The following is a 15,264-nucleotide window of genomic DNA, read 5'->3' as shown; positions in this document are numbered from 1 at the left end:
GAGTCACACGCTCACGTCCTCGAACTGCCTCTCGTACCACGCCGGAAGTGAGGCAAGCTCGACGTCGCGGGAGTAGCCCGGCCACTCTCCCGTGCGCATGCACTCGGCATAGGTGGCGATGGCGCGGCGGTTGAGGTGGGCGCCGATGCGCATGGCGGTGACGTCGAGCTGGATGACGTTCACGAGGTACGGGGGCTGCTTCTCGATGGCGACGAACACGAACTGCGGGTCGTCGCCGAGGTCGAGGGCGCGGACGCCGTCGAGGTACCACGGGGCCTGCTGGTGGTAGCCGAAGTCCATGGCGGAGCGGGCGAACTTGTCGGTCTCGGCGGAGCGGGCGGTCTTGAGGTCGGCGACGAGGGTGCGGCGGCCGGGGCGGTGCTTGATCCAGTCGAGTCGGGCGCGGCGGGTGATGCCGGTGGTGTCGTCGGTCCAGTAGAGGGACTGTTCGGCGGTGCCGGTGCCGGGTTCGAAGAGGCGGCCGGCGACGGGGTGCGCCCGGACGGCCGCGACCATGGCCTTCACCTCGTCGTGGTCGGCGGCGAGGATTGGGACGGCCCCGCGGGCTCGGGCTTCGTCGCGCTGCTGCTTCGCGGCCTTGGTGAGCCAGTTGTCGGCCTCGACGCGGACGACCTCGGGGCCGCCGCCGAGCAGCTCGTCGTGAGCGACCGACCCGGTGTCGAGGGCCTTCGTCGGCGGGCGCGGGTTGTCCTGCTCGTACCGGAACAGGGCCGGGCAGGACGGGGGCAGCAGGCGGCGGGCGCCGGTGGACGACAGGGACCCGCCGGGGGCGAGGGTGTCGGCGTGGTAGTCGGTGGCGGTGAGGTCGTAGACGCCGGGGCCGGCCCACCCTGTCGCCGGGAGTGTGGGTGCGGCGGTCACCACGGCACCTCGCTCGGGAACGGGTTCCGGCCGGGTGGGGTGTCCCACTCGGACGGCACGTCCAGCGGGACCGCACGGACGGCGACAGGCGCCGCGTCGCGGTGGCTGGTGTCGGTTGGGCAGGCTGCGGCGGCGGCCGTCTCGTGCGCGACGTCCCGCCAGTTCAGCTGCGCGAGGCTGGTCATGACGCCCACCCCCGGCGGTGCTGGTCGGCGGTGTTCCAGATGATGACGATGACGGCGACCGCGCCGATGGTGGCGGCAGCAGTCCGGGCCAGGAACGAGGTGAGGGTCATCGGGTCTCGCCACCGATGCGGAGGACCTTGGCGCCGTAGACCATCGATGCCGAGGCGGGGTGGTCGGCCGACGTGCGCCAGCACACTCCGTCGAAAATGAGGACGCCGCTGCTGCCGTCGCGGCACGCCAGTGATGCGGGGGGAAGCCGGTTGAAGTTGCCCTCGTTGAGAACAGCACCGCGCTCTATCACTGGGGCTACGACGGTCAGGTGCTGAGCGAACGCACCGACCTGTGCGCCGTCCGGCAGGATGATCAGGTAAGCGTCGTCGCAGCTTCCCGGTAGCGCCGAGACGAGACCCTCGTACTCGACCCGGACCCGGTCCCCGGCATTCGGGCCGGCCTTCGGGGCGCTCATCGGTGACCACCTCGCCGCTGCTTCCGGTCGGAGCGGGAACCCCACGCCAGAACCACAGCCACGAACAGCAACGCGGCGACGATCAGCACGACACCGATCACCTGCTGCTCCGCGTAAGACAGGGGGCTCACGCGGCACCGGCCCGGTCGATGCGGACCTGCTCGGCGAGCAGCTGCGCCTTCCACTTCGCGTCCGAGCGGAGGCCGTCGACCATGTCGACGCGGCTGTGGACCGCGTACCCGGCCGTGCCGTCCTGAACCCGCTCTGCCTCAGCGAGGACACCGGCGATGTGCTCGACGGTCTCGACCCGGGCAGGGCCGACCATGCCCGCGGCGATGGTCTCGGCCTGCTCGACGTTCAGGTCACCGTCCCATGCCTCGGCGAGCGCGAGGATCGCGCCGACGAGCGGGTGGGTTGCGGGTGTCGGCTGCTGCCGTGTCGCGGTGGGGTGCTGCATGATGGTCATGTCGCCTCCTGGGGCGATCGGAGCGGCGTCGGGGTCCAAGCCCGGCGCCGCTGCTTACTTGCGGTGGGTGGTGGTCCGGGCCGGCCGTGCGCTCCCCCGAGCGCTCACGGACGGGCCCGCGGTCTGTGCGGTGGCCTCGGCAGCCCGGCGGCGAGCGCGAGCCGCGAGCAGCCGCTCCCGCATGACGGGGTCGGCGAGCATCGCGCCGTAGGCCTCAGCGGCGTCGGCGATGCAGTCCTCACGAGTGGTGCTCACGACCGCGCCCCGCCTTCTTGGGGCTCCCCGGCCACGGGACAGCGGGTCTGCGGCCGGGGAGCACCTACGCTGCCTTCACCATCACGAGAAGGAGCGAAATCATGGGCGATCTGCGAAACCGCATTGACGAATTGAGCAACGAGATCGGGAGTCGCATTGACGCGCTCGACGCGAGCGATCCCGCGGCCTACCTCGGAGGAATTCAGGGCCTGCAGTTCGACGTCCTCTGGAGCGCGGTAGAAGTCCTCGCGGACGGACTTGATCTGCTGTTGGAACGCGTGCACCTGCCGCTGGCTGAGTAGCCGGAGGCGCTCGTCCACCACTGCTATGAGGGCAGTGAGGGCAACTTCAAGGTGCTCGCGCAATAGGTCGCCGCTGACGGCGGACATGCGACGTTCGACCTCGGCGTAGACCGTCTCGAACCCGTTGTCGTCCAAGACGGTGTCCGCCACGCGCTCGCCCAGCGAGCGGTCGTCGGCGGTCACGCCGACACCGGCTCGGCGTCATCGGCGAAATAGCCGGCCGGGACGATGGACGCCTGGCGGACGTTGTAGACCCGCGCGAACGAGGCGAGCAGTACCCGCGTAACGGGACGTCGTCCGGCCTCGATGTTCATGAGGTGTGGCCGTGAGATGCCGAGCTCGTTCGCCGCTTCGTCCGGCCGGAACCCGCGCATCTCGCGGAACTCACGGAGCGTCGCGCCGACTCGTGCCGCGTTGTCCGGCACTCGCCGCTGCTCGGTCTGCTGTTTCATGCCGTGAAGTCTAGGAAACTCACGGAAACACGTCAAGGCATCTCACGGAAACAGGTCAGATTCCACGGCACACGGGGCCGTCAGGTGTAACTACACCGCGGTATTTCGGGACAAAGGTGCCGTGCTGTACGCCGAGGGCTGCTTGCTGTTTCTTGGGGTTTCTTGAAACATTCGCCGCATGAAGCCGAAGAACAGGAGCCCACCAGCCATGGCAGCCGACGAGGAAGCGCGGAACCGAGCACGAGCCCGCGTCAACGACGAACTCGTCCGTCGTCGCATGAGTCCTCGTGACCTTGCCCGCGAGGCCGGAGTCGACTTCGACACCGTCGGCGACTTCCTCAACGGCAAGCGCTGGCCCCAGCCCGCGCGGCGCGGAATGATCTCCGCCGCGCTCGGTTGGGCCGACACTGGCATCGACCAGATCGTCCGCGGCGAGGAGCCAACCCAGTCCGGCGGCTATGTCGCTGGCTACGTCGCCGGCTCCGAAACTGTCGTACCTCGTACTCAAGATGACGGCGTGCTGCTGAGCATGCCCCCCGAGGCTCTTGAGGGGCTGGGCCCGGCAGAACGTGAAGAAGTGCTCGCTGCAGCGAAACTCAGCGCCCTACAGACGGCGCGCGCGATACGGAGGCGGCTCGATGACGAGGCACAGAGGTGACGACTACGACCCCTGGTTCGACGCCGCCGAGCGGTACCCGGCCGTCCACATCGAGTGGCACCCGATCGCCCCGCTCCACGCGGCCTGGGTGCCGTCCGAAGGCATCGTCCTCGTCGACGAAAACATCACCCGCGCCGAGCGCCGCTGCGCGCTCGCGCACGAGCTCGCCCACATGGACACCGGCGACCTCAACACGACGTCGTGCTGGTTCGGCAGCCGGCAGGAGACTGGCGCCGACCGTCTCGCCGCCCGGCGGCTGATCAACCCCCAGCGGCTGGCCGAGGTCGCCCGCTGGTGCGACGACCCCCGCGAGATCGCCGAAGAACTTGAAGTCACGCTCAACGTCCTCGCCATGAGGTGGCGCTGGATGCATCCGACCGAACGCGGGCCGCTGTGGCGCGCACGAGCCATGAGAGAGGGAGCGGCATGAGCTTGGGCCAGTCCAACCGAGAGGTGTTCTACAGCGCACCTCCCGCCGACACGTTTCGCGATGCGCTTGATGCGCTCGCCGCGGCGGGAACCGTGGAAGAGCACAGCTCCCGCACGCTGACCGCGACAGCACGAATCCGCTACGGCCTGCAGCGGGCACGCATCCGCGTCGCGGTGATGCCAGCGGACGGCGGCAGCGTCATCAAGATCATGGGCGCGAGCGACGATATCTGGGGTGCAGGGGCAAGAAAGGCCGCAGATAAGTTTGTCCGTGCGCTCGGATGATCTCAGCTATTTCGCCCATGCTGTGACCCAACCCAGGGGAAACGACAGTACAGGCTGACGGGGCCGCAGAAACCTACCATCAAGAGACGAGTTGAGGATGCGAACACCGACCCAACGCGACATCGAATCTGCCAAGCGAATCGCTATCTGGAACCAGCAGCACGGTGCGACTGCAATCACAGCAATCACCGCCCTTTTCGATCGGTTCGTGGAAGCGACGACCGGTTTTGCTCACGAAGCGACCTCGGCGAACCTGATTCGCCTGAACACTGCAGGCGCCGCCCTTGCCCACGCGGCGCGTGACGCCCTCGACCTACCCGTGGCAGGGGTTGATGAGTACGACAAGTCACGCCTAGAAGCGCTAGCACTGTACGAGAAAGCTGGGGCCTTCGCTTCACAGTGGGATGCGCTCAGTGCAAGCGAGGAAGACGGGTTCATCGCGGCTGCGCTGCTGATTGAAGGTCAAGCAGCGACTGCGCGAGCGACGGCCTACACCAAGGCTTTGTTGCAACGCGTGCAGACAAGGTAGTTGCTGACCCATGCCCCGCCTCGCCCCTGTTCCTGACGCGCCGCGGCGCGCGCTTGGGCTGATCCGCGTCTCGAAAGAGCGCGACGTCATGATCAGCCCAGAAGTGCAGCGAACGGCGATCAGCGACTACTGCGTCCAGCGCGGATACGTCATCACCAACTGGCGCGAGGGCATCGACGAGTCCGGCTCGCGCGCCCGCTCGGCGTGGTGGCCGCGGCTCAACGAGGCAGTAGAGCTCGTCGAGGCCGGCCGCGTTGACGTCGTGGTGGTGTGGAAGTACTCCCGCACCGCGCGGCACAGGCTGCGGTGGGCGACCGCGCTGGACCGGGTCGAGTCCGCCGGCGGCAGCATCGAGTCCGCTACCGAGCAGATCGACGCATCCACCAGCACCGGCCGCTTCACCCGCGGCATGCTCGCCGAGATGGCCGCCTTCGAGGCCGAACGCATCGGCGACACCTGGCGCGAGGCGCATGCCCACCGGGTCGCCCGCGGGCTCCCTGCCAACGGCCGGCCGCGCTTCGGCTACGTCTATCGCGACGGCCGCCACCACCCCGACGATGAGCTCGCGCCGGTCCTGGCATCGCTCTACCGCCGCTACGTCGCCGGCGAATCCGTCTACTCCCTGGTGCGGTGGCTCAACGACGAAGGCCACCTCACCCTGGCCGGCTACTCCGCCCGCGGACCAGGACCGTGGACCCAGACCACGCTGCGCCGGGTGCTTGACTCGGGATTCGGCGCCGGCCTCATCACCGTCCGCGGCGAAATGCGGCCAGGCGTACACACCGCCGTGATCGACGAGAAGCTCTGGACGGCATACCAAGCCGCCCGAGCCGCGCGCCGCACCCGCCGGCGCTCCGAGCGCTCGCAGTACCTGCTGTCCGGCCTGCTGCGCTGCATGGCCGACGTCGACGGCAAGCCCTGCGGATCATCGATGGGCGGTGGCCAGTTCGGGTCGCAGCGGCAGCCGAAGTACCGGTGCCTCGCCGCGGCCGCCGAGCGCAGGCACGCCGGCGGCTACGTCCTCACCGGAACCGTCGAGGCCGCGGTGCGGACATGGCTTGAGGACGTGGCCGCCGAGGTCGACGCCCCGGCGCAACGACGAGCCGAAGCCGCCCCTGGGCAGTCGCTCGCGAAACGGGACGCCGACGCGATTGCGCGAGAAATCACCCGGCTCGACGAGCAGCTCGTCACGCTCACCCTGCAGCTCACCCGCCGCCTGGTGCCGGAGTCGGTGTACGAGCGCACCCGCGACGAGATCCTCGCGCAGCAGAAGGCCCTGGCCGCGCGGCACGCCCGCCTCGTCGAGACGGTCAGCCACGCCGACGCCGGCCCAGCCGCAGCCAAGCTCCTCGAGGACTGGCCGGCGGCTGACGACGACCCCGAGCTCATCGGGCCGTGGCGCGACGTGCTGCGCAAGCTGCTGGGCGATGGAGGCCGCATACTGGTGCGGCCAGGGCGACCGCGCGCCGACGTCGAAGTCAGGCCGTCCTGGGACGCGCGCCGCGGTGAGAAGACGCCCTAGTCACGACCGTCACCATCACCCAACCGGGCACGTCGCCGCGGTCGCGCTCGCCACGCACCCGAGCGAGGACGACCAGCAGCCACGCGGTGATCATCTGCATTCTTCTCTTCCTCCCTGTCGCGTCACCGCGCCAGCGACGTCAGCGTCAGCAGGCCCGGGAACAGCGCGAACAACACAGTCACCGGCAAGATCAGGAAGACCACCGGCACCATCATCGAGATCTCCTTGCGGCCGCCGGCCTCGAGCAGCGCTCGCTTGCCGGTCTCGCGGACGTCGACGGCCTGGGCACGCAGCACGTCGGCCAGCGGGGTGCCGCGCTCGATGGCGACGACGAGGCCCTGCAGGAACCGCGCGAAAGCCTCCATCGTCGTCTGCTCGGCGAGCTCGGCGAGCGCCCTGGCCACCGGGGCACCGGAGCGGGCGCGGGCCAGGGCACGGTCCAGGTCGCGAGCGAGCTCGCCACCGGTGAGCCGGCAGACACGGTCCAGGGCGTCGACCGGCGACTCCCCCGCGACCACCGAGAGCGCGAGCAGGTCCGCGACGACGGGGAACTCGGCTAGCATGGCTTGCTCGCGACGTTCGAGCTGCTTGCCGAGGTACCAGTCGCGGCCGAGGACGCCCGCCAGCAGTCCGGCCACAGCCGCCAGGACGACGAGGAACGGATCGAGGTCGCCATGGGCCAGCGTGGTGCCGGCGACCAGCAGCGCGGCGCCGATGGTCCCGGCGAGACCCCAGAGAACCTGCTCGACCCGGAACTCTTCGACGGTGGCGTGCGCACCGAGTCCGGCCAGCCGTCGCCGGACCGACGCCGCACCCCCGACCGCGCGGTCGAGAAGGTCGACCGCCTCGCCGAGCAGCGGGCCGAAGAGGCGACGCAGCACCGTGAACGGCGCGCTCGTCGCCTCGGGACGGGCCAGCAGTCGCGACGGCGGCGGCGCGTCCCCGAGGTACGGTGCGATGCGGTCGGCGAGCCGGATCGGACGCATCGGCGGCGTGGCGCGGACCGCCACTATGGCCCCGATCCCGGCGAGCAGCCCCAGCGCGGCGCCGACCAGCCAGAGTCCGTTCATCGCAGCACCCGCTGTTCCTCGGGCAGCTTGCCGATGTGCAGCATGACCCGGTAGGCGACGACGCAGACGGCGGCGCCGATGACCAGCAGCAGCGTGCCACCGGGGGTGTCGTACGCGGTGAGCGTCTCGGACTGGGTACCGAGCAGCAGCAGGACGACCCATGGTGCGGCCACCGCCAGCCGCGCGGCGTTGACGACCCAACCCTGGCGTGTCTCCAGCTCCGACCGCGTTCGCGCGTCGGCGCGCAAAAGTTCCGACAGCGTCCGCAGCACGGTGCCGAAATCGCTGCCGCCGACCTCTCGGGCGACGCGGACGGTCTCGCAGACACGGTCTCCCACCGGGTCGCTGAGATCCTCCTTCAGGCTGTCCAGGCACTCGCCGAAGCGACCGGTTGCCCGGTACCCCGCGGCAAACCGGGCAAACGGCGCCCGCAGCTCGGCGGGCCCATGCACCGCGAGAGCCGAGAGCCCCTCGGGCAGCGACATGCCGGCCCGGACGGCGGACGCGAGATTGTCGATCGCTTCGGGCCAGAGTTCGCGCAGCACGCCCTGGCGGCGGTTGCGCATCCGACGGACGACGACCACCGGCAACACGAAGCCGAAGACGCCGAAGCAACCGGCCACCGTCACGGTGCGGGTCAGCCCGATCACCACGACAGCAGCGAGCAGGCCGGTCATGATCTGGACCGCGACGAGCTGGCCGGGTCCGACCCCGTCGACGCCCGCCTGGCGCAGCAGGTCACGTCGGCGGGCGACCCACCCGGAGGTCCGCGAGCCGGTGCGCTCGGGAGCCCGCGGACCGCTGCGCCAGATCAGGAGCAGCCCCAAGCCACCGATGAGCCCCACCAGCGCGCCCACTTCGACCGCACCCCTCCCGAAATGTCCGATGCGTAGGCAGCGTAAGCGGAAATGCCCGGCTTCACGAACCGGGGGTCGACAAGCTGTGGATAACTCCCCGAGGCCCGCCATTCGGGATAGTCCCGAGACGGACCCCGTTTCACCGTCAGGCCGGACGGGCGAGCAGCCGCGGCAGGTCGATGCCCGCGGCCTGGAAACGGTCGGCGTGGGGCGGATATCCGTCCGAGCGCTCCAGGCGCCCGTCACGGCTCGTGTAGATCTCCGACGTCTCGATGACATCGCCCTCCACACGCCCGGTGACGGCGACGATCTCGCGGACGCGACGCCGACCGGAGGCATCCATGCCGAGGTGAACGACGAGATCCACGCTGGCTGCCACCGTCGGCACGACGAAGGAGGCGGAGACGTTCTCGCCTGCGAGCAGCGGCAGCGTGCACATCTTCACCAGCGCCTCGCGGGCGGAGTTCGCGTGCAGCGTGCACATGCCGGGCAGCCCACTGTTGAGGGCGATGAGCAGGTCCAGGCACTCCTCTTGGCGGACCTCGCCGACGATCAGCCGGGACGGCCGCATCCGCAGGGCTTCTTTCACGAGCCGACGCAGCGGGATCTCCCCGGTGCCCTCCAGGTTGGCCTGCCGCGTCTGCATGGCGACGACATCGGGCAGACGGACGTTGAGCTCGAAGACCTCCTCGACGGTCACGACCCGCTCGCGGGCCGGGATCGCTCCGCAGAGCGCATTGAGCAGGGTCGTCTTGCCGGCCTGGGTACCGCCGGCGACGAGGATGTTGAGCCCGGCTGCGACGGACGCGTCGAGGAAGCGGGCGGCATGGTCAGTGAGCGACCCGGCCCGGACGAGCTCGTCAAGCGCGCGCAAGCCGACCGCGAACTTGCGGATGTTCACCGCCATGTGACGGCGGGTGATGTTGGGAATCACGACATGAAGCCGCGACCCGTCGGGCAGCATCGCATCGACGAAGGGCGTGCTCAGGTCAATCCGCCGGCCGGTGGGACGCAGCATCCGCTCCACCAGCTCGGCCACCTGCTCCGCGGTGAGGATGACGGTGGTCAGCTCCGAGCGACCCCGCCGCGCCGCGAAGACGCGGCCCGGCTCGTTGATGTAGATCTCCTCGACCTCGGGGTCGTCCAGCAGCGGCTGCAGCGGCCCGAACCCCGCCACGGCATCGAGGACGGCCCGACCGGCCACCGACTCGTCACCCATCGGCGGCATCGCCGAGGTGATGGAGCGATCGCGGTAGTCCCCGATCACCTCCTCGACGAGCCGCGCCACCACCTCGGGCTCGGCGATCGGATCGATCCCCCGCCGCCGAACCAGCTCGCGCACCTCACCCTCGACGATCGCCACCGCCGACGTCATCCCACACCCTCCCGAATGTCCGATAGACGCAAATCGTAGGGCGCGGCAGAGCAGCGGGTCACGCCAACGGTCTCGGCCTGTGGACAATCGTGCGGCGCGTCGATGCGCGACCAGAGGTCTGCCGCGCCAAGTGGCGCCACGAAACCCAACTTGTCGCCTGCGAAACGTAGGGTTCTGCCGGGCAGCGACGTTGGGGGCTCATGGCGCTCAGATTGATGGGGCTGCTGCAGGAGGCACACGCGCCGAGGGTGGTGAGGGCCAGTCATGCGAATACGAGGGGCGGTGCGTCGGCGCGGTGAGGTGTCCGAGCTTGGAGCCCGGCTTCTGACCGAGCTTGGGCGGCATCGCACGCCTGCCTGGTTGGCGGTTATCGCGCTCATTTCCGCAGCCGCGGTCGGCACCGTCAATCCCGTGTTGGTCAAGTACGTTTTTGACGACGCCTTGTTCGGGCCTTCGGGGGTCGATCTGGGAAAGCTGCTGCTGCTCGTTGCGATCATGCTCGTTGTCGCCGGAACGTCTGCATTGTTCGGCATGCTGAGCACGTTTCTCACCGAACGGGTCGCGCAGGCGATGGCTCGAGACACGAAGAACTCACTGTTCGACCGTCTGGCTGGTGCGCCGCTGAAGTACTTGCAAGACGCACAGCTCGGCGAGGTGTTGTCCCGGTTCACGTCCGACCTAGTGACGGTCGAGACCGTCCTCACCAACGCCGGTGTCGGCCTGATCGCCAGCGCGGCCGTGCTGGTCGTGTCGGTAGCTGCGATGGCGTTCCTGTCGCCGGTGTTGACGTTGGTCACCTTGGCCGTCTCTCCGGTGTTCGTCGTGTTGACCCGTGCGATCGCGAGCCAGCGGCGCGCCGTGGCCGAGCGGGTCCAGGACCAGCTCGGCCAGCTAAGCGTGGTCGTGGACGAGACATTGAGCGCGTCCGGCATCGTCCACACCCGCCTGTACGGGCGCTTGGACGAGACGCGGCGAACGTTCGGTCGGCTGACGGAATCGATCTACCGCGATCGCATCCGTCAGGCTCTGCTCGGCGCTCGACTGGACGCCGCGGCGACCGTCCTGTTCGCGTTGCTTCCTGCATTCGTCTACCTCGGCGCCGGCCTTGCGCTGACATGGCACCACCGATTGGATCCTGGCACGGTCGCGGCCTTCGTCGCCGTCCAGATGCGGTTCTTCGGGCCCCTAGGCCAATTCATGCAGCTGTACTCGGAAGCCGTCGGAGCGCTACCCGCGCTACAACGGGTCGTTTCCTTCGGGCCGGTCGCCGACTCAGCGCCGCCTGAGCCGCAGGGGCCCCTTGGCGAACCAACGCTGGCGACACAAGAGATCGTGCTCGACGAGGTCGAGCACCACTACCTCGAAGCTCTGCCATCGGGTCGGCAACGCGCGGGATGGCGGGGATCGTTGATCATCCCGGCGGGCAGCGTAGTGGCTGTGGTCGGTTCCAGCGGTTCGGGCAAGAGCACCCTGGCACATCTGATCGCCGGCTTGATCGAGCCCACGAGGGGCGCGGTGCGGATCGGATCGGGACGGCCCGGCGCCGGGGTGGTCGGGCTGGTCACGCAACGTCCGCATCTGGTCAACGCCTCCGTGCGCGCGAACGTGGCGTTTGGCGTAGACGTCAGTGACGACGTGCTGGACACCGCCCTCGCCGTCGTCGGCCTCGCCGAGCGCGTGGCAACGCTGCCTGAACGGCTCGACACGGTCCTCGGCCAGGACGGCCTGCTCCTGTCCGGTGGAGAGGCCCAACGATTGTCGATCGCACGCTTACTAGTCTCTGATCCACCGGTCATGGTGTTCGACGAGGCAACCAGCGCTCTCGACCCCATCACGGAGACCGAGGTGTGGCTCCGACTACGCGCCACCCTTGATCAGCACACGGTCGTCGTCATCACTCACAATCCGGGGCTGGCCCGGCAGGCCGACCACATCGTGTTTCTCGACCAAGGGCGGGTGGTCGGGATGGGACCGCACGCCGCCCTCTTCGCCAGCTCGCCGGGTTACCGTCGCTTCATCTCGACGTCCAGTGCTCAGACCGAGGAGGGCGGGGCGTCGTAGGCCAGAACGGACGGATAGCTGATCGGGTCCGCCATGCGAAGCAGGCCGTAGGCGATGCCGGCCAGCCCTGTCATCATCCCCGGAGTCTCGACACCTCGCGGCATCCCGCAGAGCCAACCGTCGGTGCGGATGCTGTGCACAATCCGGTGCCGAGCCAATTCGGCGTCTGCCGCACTCGCCCCTATGCCGGCGAGCACTTCGTTGAGGGCCTCCAGGTTGCCCACGTCGCCGTGGCACAGAGAGTGGTTCTGTCCAAATCCTTCGGCGAGAATGGTGGTGGCTGCGACGGAGAGCTCACCGGCGATCGATGGATCGTCGAGCAGAGCCGCGCTCCGTGCTCGGGCCAGCCCGATGCCGGCGGCGCCGTGGCACCAAGCAGTGATCGGTTGCGGTCGCTCCTCGTCCCGACGTCCCGTCAGCACATAGGTATTGCGCACATCGGTCCAGTTACCGAAATCCGGGTCGAAAAGGGTGCGCTCGTAGGCGATGCCACGCTGAGCGGCCTGCAGATGGCGCGGCTCGGCCGTACGTCGATGAGACTCCAGCAGCGCCCAGCTGATGCCGGCAGCACCGTGCGCGAGTCCAGCAAGCGGACGTAGCGCGAGTTCGGCGCTGCGCATCGAGTCCGCGAGCCAACCACCGGACGTGTCCTGCGCGGCACAGAGCCGATCTGCGGCGGCTGCCATCACATCGGTGAGCGGGCCGTCCACGCCGCGGAGATGGCGGATCTGAACGATTGTGCCGGCCGAGCCGGCACTGATATCGAACTCGGTGTCCCGGTCGATGAGTTCGTACAGCCGCGCGATCTCGTCGCGGGTCACCAGCGCGGCATCGGAATCTGCGAGGAAGGAGCGGATCAACATGCGCCCGTACAGGTAACCGGGGTAACCGCTAGTCCCACCAAGCCCGAACAGTGTGCCGCGTTCGACCTGCAGGTTGATCGTGTCCAGGGTGGACCGGGCCGCCGACGCGTAGGCGTCGTCACCGGTGGCGCGGCCCAGCGCAGCGAGAAGGACAGCCACACCGGCCAGACCGTGGTAGAGGTCAGGTCCCAGCACGCCGATCGACCAACTCTGACCGTGCGATGAGTTCACCCCGAGCCACCCCACCTGGTCACCATGATGAATCGCAAGGCGAAGTAGGTGTTGACCGATGCCGTCGGCAAGCTCGACGAGATCGGCAGGTGACGCAGCCCGCTCGTCGACCGATCGGTTCAACGGGTAGCTCGGATATACCAAGCTCGGTGACAGGTCGGTCGCGGCCGCCGCCAGAGACGCCCGGATCAACCAGGTCTGACGGGCCAAGTCCTCAGCGCCGAGTGCGCCGAGGCGGTCGCGGACGGCATCGATCCCCGTTTTTGTCACCAATCCTGCGATGCGTTCGCCCCGGGCGGTGAGTACGTCGTATCCGTTAGCAGGCACTGTGAAGACCGGGATGTCGTTCGCCTGCAGGTCGGTGCGTTCAGCGTCGATCAGGTGTACGAGATTGGGGACGTTGCCTGCGTCGATCCACAACCGATCGTACAAGCGCAGCCGCGCCATGCTGTCGCCCAGCACGTCCGGATGATACGAGGCCATGTGCAGGACGCCGTAGTGGATCGTGTGTCGCACAAGCACACGCACCTGATCTTCGGCGAACGCCGCCACCGGCCCGCCCGAGCCCAGGAGTTCGTTGCTATGAGCCTGCATCGCCTGGTACGCCGCCGTGAACCCCTCGATGAGATCGTCTGTGAACTCGAGAAGGTCCAACGGACGCAAGTCATCCGTCGGCTGGTTCTGGCTTCCCGGAGTCTCCCCGGTACGCAAGTCGATCCGCATCATGTCGGTACCGGCGTCGACGATGAACGGTGCACGAAGACCGCCCTGTTGACCCGACCACCCGCCGATACCGCTGACGTCGGCACCGGCGCGGCCGACCTGTTCCCAGCCCCGGTTGGGCAGCAACCCGACGCGGAGCACCGACTGCGCTGTGAGTGCCGAAACGCTCTCCTCGATGTCCAGCAGTCGGGTGTCGGTGAGGTCGAGGACCGGCTGGCACAGGGATTCGAGGTCGATCAAGATTGGGTGCTCGCCTGTGGCGATGACGTTCTCAGCGTGGAAGTCGTTGGCGGACAACAGATATAGCAACGCCATCGTCATTCCGAGCCGGACGTAGAAGCGACGCACCTCCTCCGGTGAGCCGCAGGTGCGGCCGACAACCTCGCGCTGCCATCCATATCCCGGGCGTACGAGCGACTGCGTGGTGGTCAGCTGCAGCGGGACATCGTGGGTATTGAGCCAATCGACCAGACCGCGGAAATGCAGGTCGATCGAGAGGTCTCGTGGCTTGTAGATGACGGCCGTGCCTGAGTCGAACTCCAGGCGCGCAACGGAACGCCCGCCACGGTGGCGATCACCGAGGCCGGTGCGGATAGACATCAGACGCCCAAGTGAACGGCCGGCGCCGACCGCGAAGTCCCCGATGAGTTCATAGTCAGCCGAGACTCTCCCGACAAGTTCCGTCGCAGCGTTCGACCAGTTGGTAACCGCGACACGAATCTGTCTTGCCAGCACGGGGTAGCGGCTGAAAAACGAACGGCGGTAATCGACCGTGCTGCATCGCGCGGTGAAACTCGCGAACCGCGCCTGCGGAGTGTCGCCACTGAGCCCGCCGGCCGCACGGAAACGATGCAGCTCGACGATCGACGATCTCGTCAGCATGTCGTTGATCTGACGACACAACGCGTCGAGCAGATCGGCCACGACAGCTTCACAATCAGCAATATCAGTCAGCCGTGCTCGAGCAAGCCGTTCCAGTGCTAGGTACTCGTCGGCGAGCAATGGAAAGGCCAGTGCGATGAAGTCGTACTCGTCTGCGACTGCCGGAATTGACGCGTCGATTTCGAGCAGTTCCCCGACCCGATCGAGGTCGGCGGGTAAGTAGCGGACGCCGGCGTCAGTCGGAGGCTCGGACAGAATCTCGGCGAGCCTGTCCGGGTCCAAGCCGTCGGCACCCAATCGCCGGGTCCACAACTGCTCGTCGCCGAAAGGCGGCTGCTCGCTCCACGCGCGTGCCCGCCGACGCCCCTCGTCAGTCGCGCTCGAAGCTTGCTCGGCTCGTTCCGCCAGCGACAAGGCACGGGTCAACGACCGGCGAAGGCGACGACTGTCCTCCACCGCGTCGATACCTGGAGCCATGGGTTCAGGTCGCCCGCCGGGGCGACACACAACGGTTCGGCGTCACCCCGGCGAGACGTACAGCAGATCGCACAGTCAGCAGCAGCAGGGTCGCGTGCTGTAGTGCGAGGCGGTGCAGGTGCACGTCGACGTACAGGTCGACGTGCCCGCCATGACTCGTCGGTCCCCACCGGTCTCCGACAACTGCTCGAGTTCCGCGGCCAAGTCTCCGGCCGGGAACTCAACGAACTCAACCTCCGGAACCTTCACCAACACGGCTTGCGACATGCTTCCTCCCAAAGGGGACAAACTGGC

The 15,264-nt window shown here is 68.3% G+C and carries 17 protein-coding genes; 6 read left to right on the top strand and 11 right to left on the bottom strand.

Features of this window, described 5'->3' with window-relative positions:
* Window positions 1-3 precede the first annotated feature (3 nt).
* From AC0NZQ_RS09660 to AC0NZQ_RS09630, 7 genes are all read right to left on the bottom strand, one after another.
* Window positions 4-882 carry a PD-(D/E)XK nuclease-like domain-containing protein gene (locus AC0NZQ_RS09660; RefSeq protein WP_474529604.1) on the bottom strand — a complete coding sequence of 293 codons (879 nt, stop codon included), beginning with the start codon at window positions 880-882 and terminating at the stop codon, window positions 4-6.
* On the bottom strand, window positions 879-1,067 hold the full coding sequence (locus AC0NZQ_RS09655) for a hypothetical protein (protein WP_474529603.1): 189 nt from the start codon (window positions 1,065-1,067) through the stop codon (window positions 879-881). The genes AC0NZQ_RS09660 and AC0NZQ_RS09655 overlap by 4 nt, the downstream gene beginning before the upstream one ends.
* Before the next feature lie 106 nt (window positions 1,068-1,173).
* Window positions 1,174-1,533 (bottom strand): hypothetical protein, encoded by a 360-nt coding sequence (locus tag AC0NZQ_RS09650; protein ID WP_474529602.1) that lies wholly within the window; start codon window positions 1,531-1,533, stop codon window positions 1,174-1,176.
* 127 nt (window positions 1,534-1,660) lie between these two features.
* Window positions 1,661-1,999 carry a hypothetical protein gene (locus tag AC0NZQ_RS09645; protein ID WP_474529601.1) on the bottom strand — a complete coding sequence of 113 codons (339 nt, stop codon included), beginning with the start codon at window positions 1,997-1,999 and terminating at the stop codon, window positions 1,661-1,663.
* A gap of 54 nt (window positions 2,000-2,053) precedes the next feature.
* Window positions 2,054-2,254 (bottom strand): hypothetical protein, encoded by a 201-nt coding sequence (locus tag AC0NZQ_RS09640; protein ID WP_474529600.1) that lies wholly within the window; start codon window positions 2,252-2,254, stop codon window positions 2,054-2,056.
* A complete protein-coding gene (locus AC0NZQ_RS09635; RefSeq protein ID WP_474529599.1) occupies window positions 2,251-2,739 on the bottom strand; it encodes a hypothetical protein in 489 nt (162 codons plus the stop codon). The genes AC0NZQ_RS09640 and AC0NZQ_RS09635 overlap by 4 nt, the downstream gene beginning before the upstream one ends.
* Window positions 2,736-3,008 carry a helix-turn-helix domain-containing protein gene (locus AC0NZQ_RS09630; RefSeq protein ID WP_474529598.1) on the bottom strand — a complete coding sequence of 91 codons (273 nt, stop codon included), beginning with the start codon at window positions 3,006-3,008 and terminating at the stop codon, window positions 2,736-2,738. Before AC0NZQ_RS09630 ends, AC0NZQ_RS09635 begins: the two co-directional genes overlap by 4 nt.
* 178 nt (window positions 3,009-3,186) lie before the next feature.
* Between AC0NZQ_RS09630 and AC0NZQ_RS09625 the strand changes: the two genes are divergently transcribed.
* The 5 genes from AC0NZQ_RS09625 to AC0NZQ_RS09605 all read left to right on the top strand — a co-directional run bounded on the left by AC0NZQ_RS09625 (window position 3,187) and on the right by AC0NZQ_RS09605 (window position 6,431).
* Complete coding sequence (locus tag AC0NZQ_RS09625) at window positions 3,187-3,666, top strand: helix-turn-helix domain-containing protein (protein ID WP_474529597.1); 480 nt, start codon at window positions 3,187-3,189, stop codon at window positions 3,664-3,666.
* A complete protein-coding gene (locus AC0NZQ_RS09620) occupies window positions 3,647-4,096 on the top strand; it encodes an ImmA/IrrE family metallo-endopeptidase (protein ID WP_474529596.1) in 450 nt (149 codons plus the stop codon). Before AC0NZQ_RS09625 ends, AC0NZQ_RS09620 begins: the two co-directional genes overlap by 20 nt.
* Window positions 4,093-4,380 carry a hypothetical protein gene (locus AC0NZQ_RS09615; protein WP_474529595.1) on the top strand — a complete coding sequence of 96 codons (288 nt, stop codon included), beginning with the start codon at window positions 4,093-4,095 and terminating at the stop codon, window positions 4,378-4,380. The genes AC0NZQ_RS09620 and AC0NZQ_RS09615 overlap by 4 nt, the downstream gene beginning before the upstream one ends.
* A gap of 97 nt (window positions 4,381-4,477) precedes the next feature.
* Window positions 4,478-4,909 (top strand): hypothetical protein, encoded by a 432-nt coding sequence (locus AC0NZQ_RS09610; RefSeq protein WP_474529594.1) that lies wholly within the window; start codon window positions 4,478-4,480, stop codon window positions 4,907-4,909.
* Between the two features lie 10 nt (window positions 4,910-4,919).
* Complete coding sequence (locus tag AC0NZQ_RS09605; protein ID WP_474529593.1) at window positions 4,920-6,431, top strand: recombinase family protein; 1,512 nt, start codon at window positions 4,920-4,922, stop codon at window positions 6,429-6,431.
* A gap of 122 nt (window positions 6,432-6,553) precedes the next feature.
* Here the strand turns inward: AC0NZQ_RS09605 and AC0NZQ_RS09600 are convergent, their stop codons facing one another.
* The 3 genes from AC0NZQ_RS09600 to AC0NZQ_RS09590 all read right to left on the bottom strand — a co-directional run bounded on the left by AC0NZQ_RS09600 (window position 6,554) and on the right by AC0NZQ_RS09590 (window position 9,733).
* The gene (locus tag AC0NZQ_RS09600) at window positions 6,554-7,501 is read right to left on the bottom strand and encodes a type II secretion system F family protein (protein ID WP_474529592.1); all 948 of its coding nucleotides are present in this window, start codon (window positions 7,499-7,501) and stop codon (window positions 6,554-6,556) included.
* Window positions 7,498-8,358 carry a type II secretion system F family protein gene (locus AC0NZQ_RS09595; RefSeq protein ID WP_474529591.1) on the bottom strand — a complete coding sequence of 287 codons (861 nt, stop codon included), beginning with the start codon at window positions 8,356-8,358 and terminating at the stop codon, window positions 7,498-7,500. Before AC0NZQ_RS09595 ends, AC0NZQ_RS09600 begins: the two co-directional genes overlap by 4 nt.
* A 145-nt stretch (window positions 8,359-8,503) precedes the next feature.
* Window positions 8,504-9,733: a CpaF family protein gene (locus tag AC0NZQ_RS09590; RefSeq protein ID WP_474529590.1), complete on the bottom strand. Its 1,230-nt coding sequence runs from the start codon at window positions 9,731-9,733 to the stop codon at window positions 8,504-8,506.
* 300 nt (window positions 9,734-10,033) lie between these two features.
* Between AC0NZQ_RS09590 and AC0NZQ_RS09585 the strand changes: the two genes are divergently transcribed.
* Window positions 10,034-11,794: an ABC transporter ATP-binding protein gene (locus AC0NZQ_RS09585; RefSeq protein ID WP_474529589.1), complete on the top strand. Its 1,761-nt coding sequence runs from the start codon at window positions 10,034-10,036 to the stop codon at window positions 11,792-11,794.
* On the opposite strand, the gene AC0NZQ_RS09580 is transcribed toward AC0NZQ_RS09585, so the two are convergent.
* The gene (locus AC0NZQ_RS09580; RefSeq protein ID WP_474529588.1) at window positions 11,767-14,970 is read right to left on the bottom strand and encodes a type 2 lanthipeptide synthetase LanM family protein; all 3,204 of its coding nucleotides are present in this window, start codon (window positions 14,968-14,970) and stop codon (window positions 11,767-11,769) included. The two genes, AC0NZQ_RS09585 and AC0NZQ_RS09580, sit on opposite strands and share 28 nt — an antisense overlap.
* Window positions 14,971-15,264 lie beyond the last annotated feature (294 nt).

Source organism: Jatrophihabitans sp. sgz311053, from assembly GCF_056135305.1.
The sequence above is the reverse complement of the archived record's forward strand: the minus strand, read 5'-3'. Positions and strand labels throughout refer to the sequence as shown.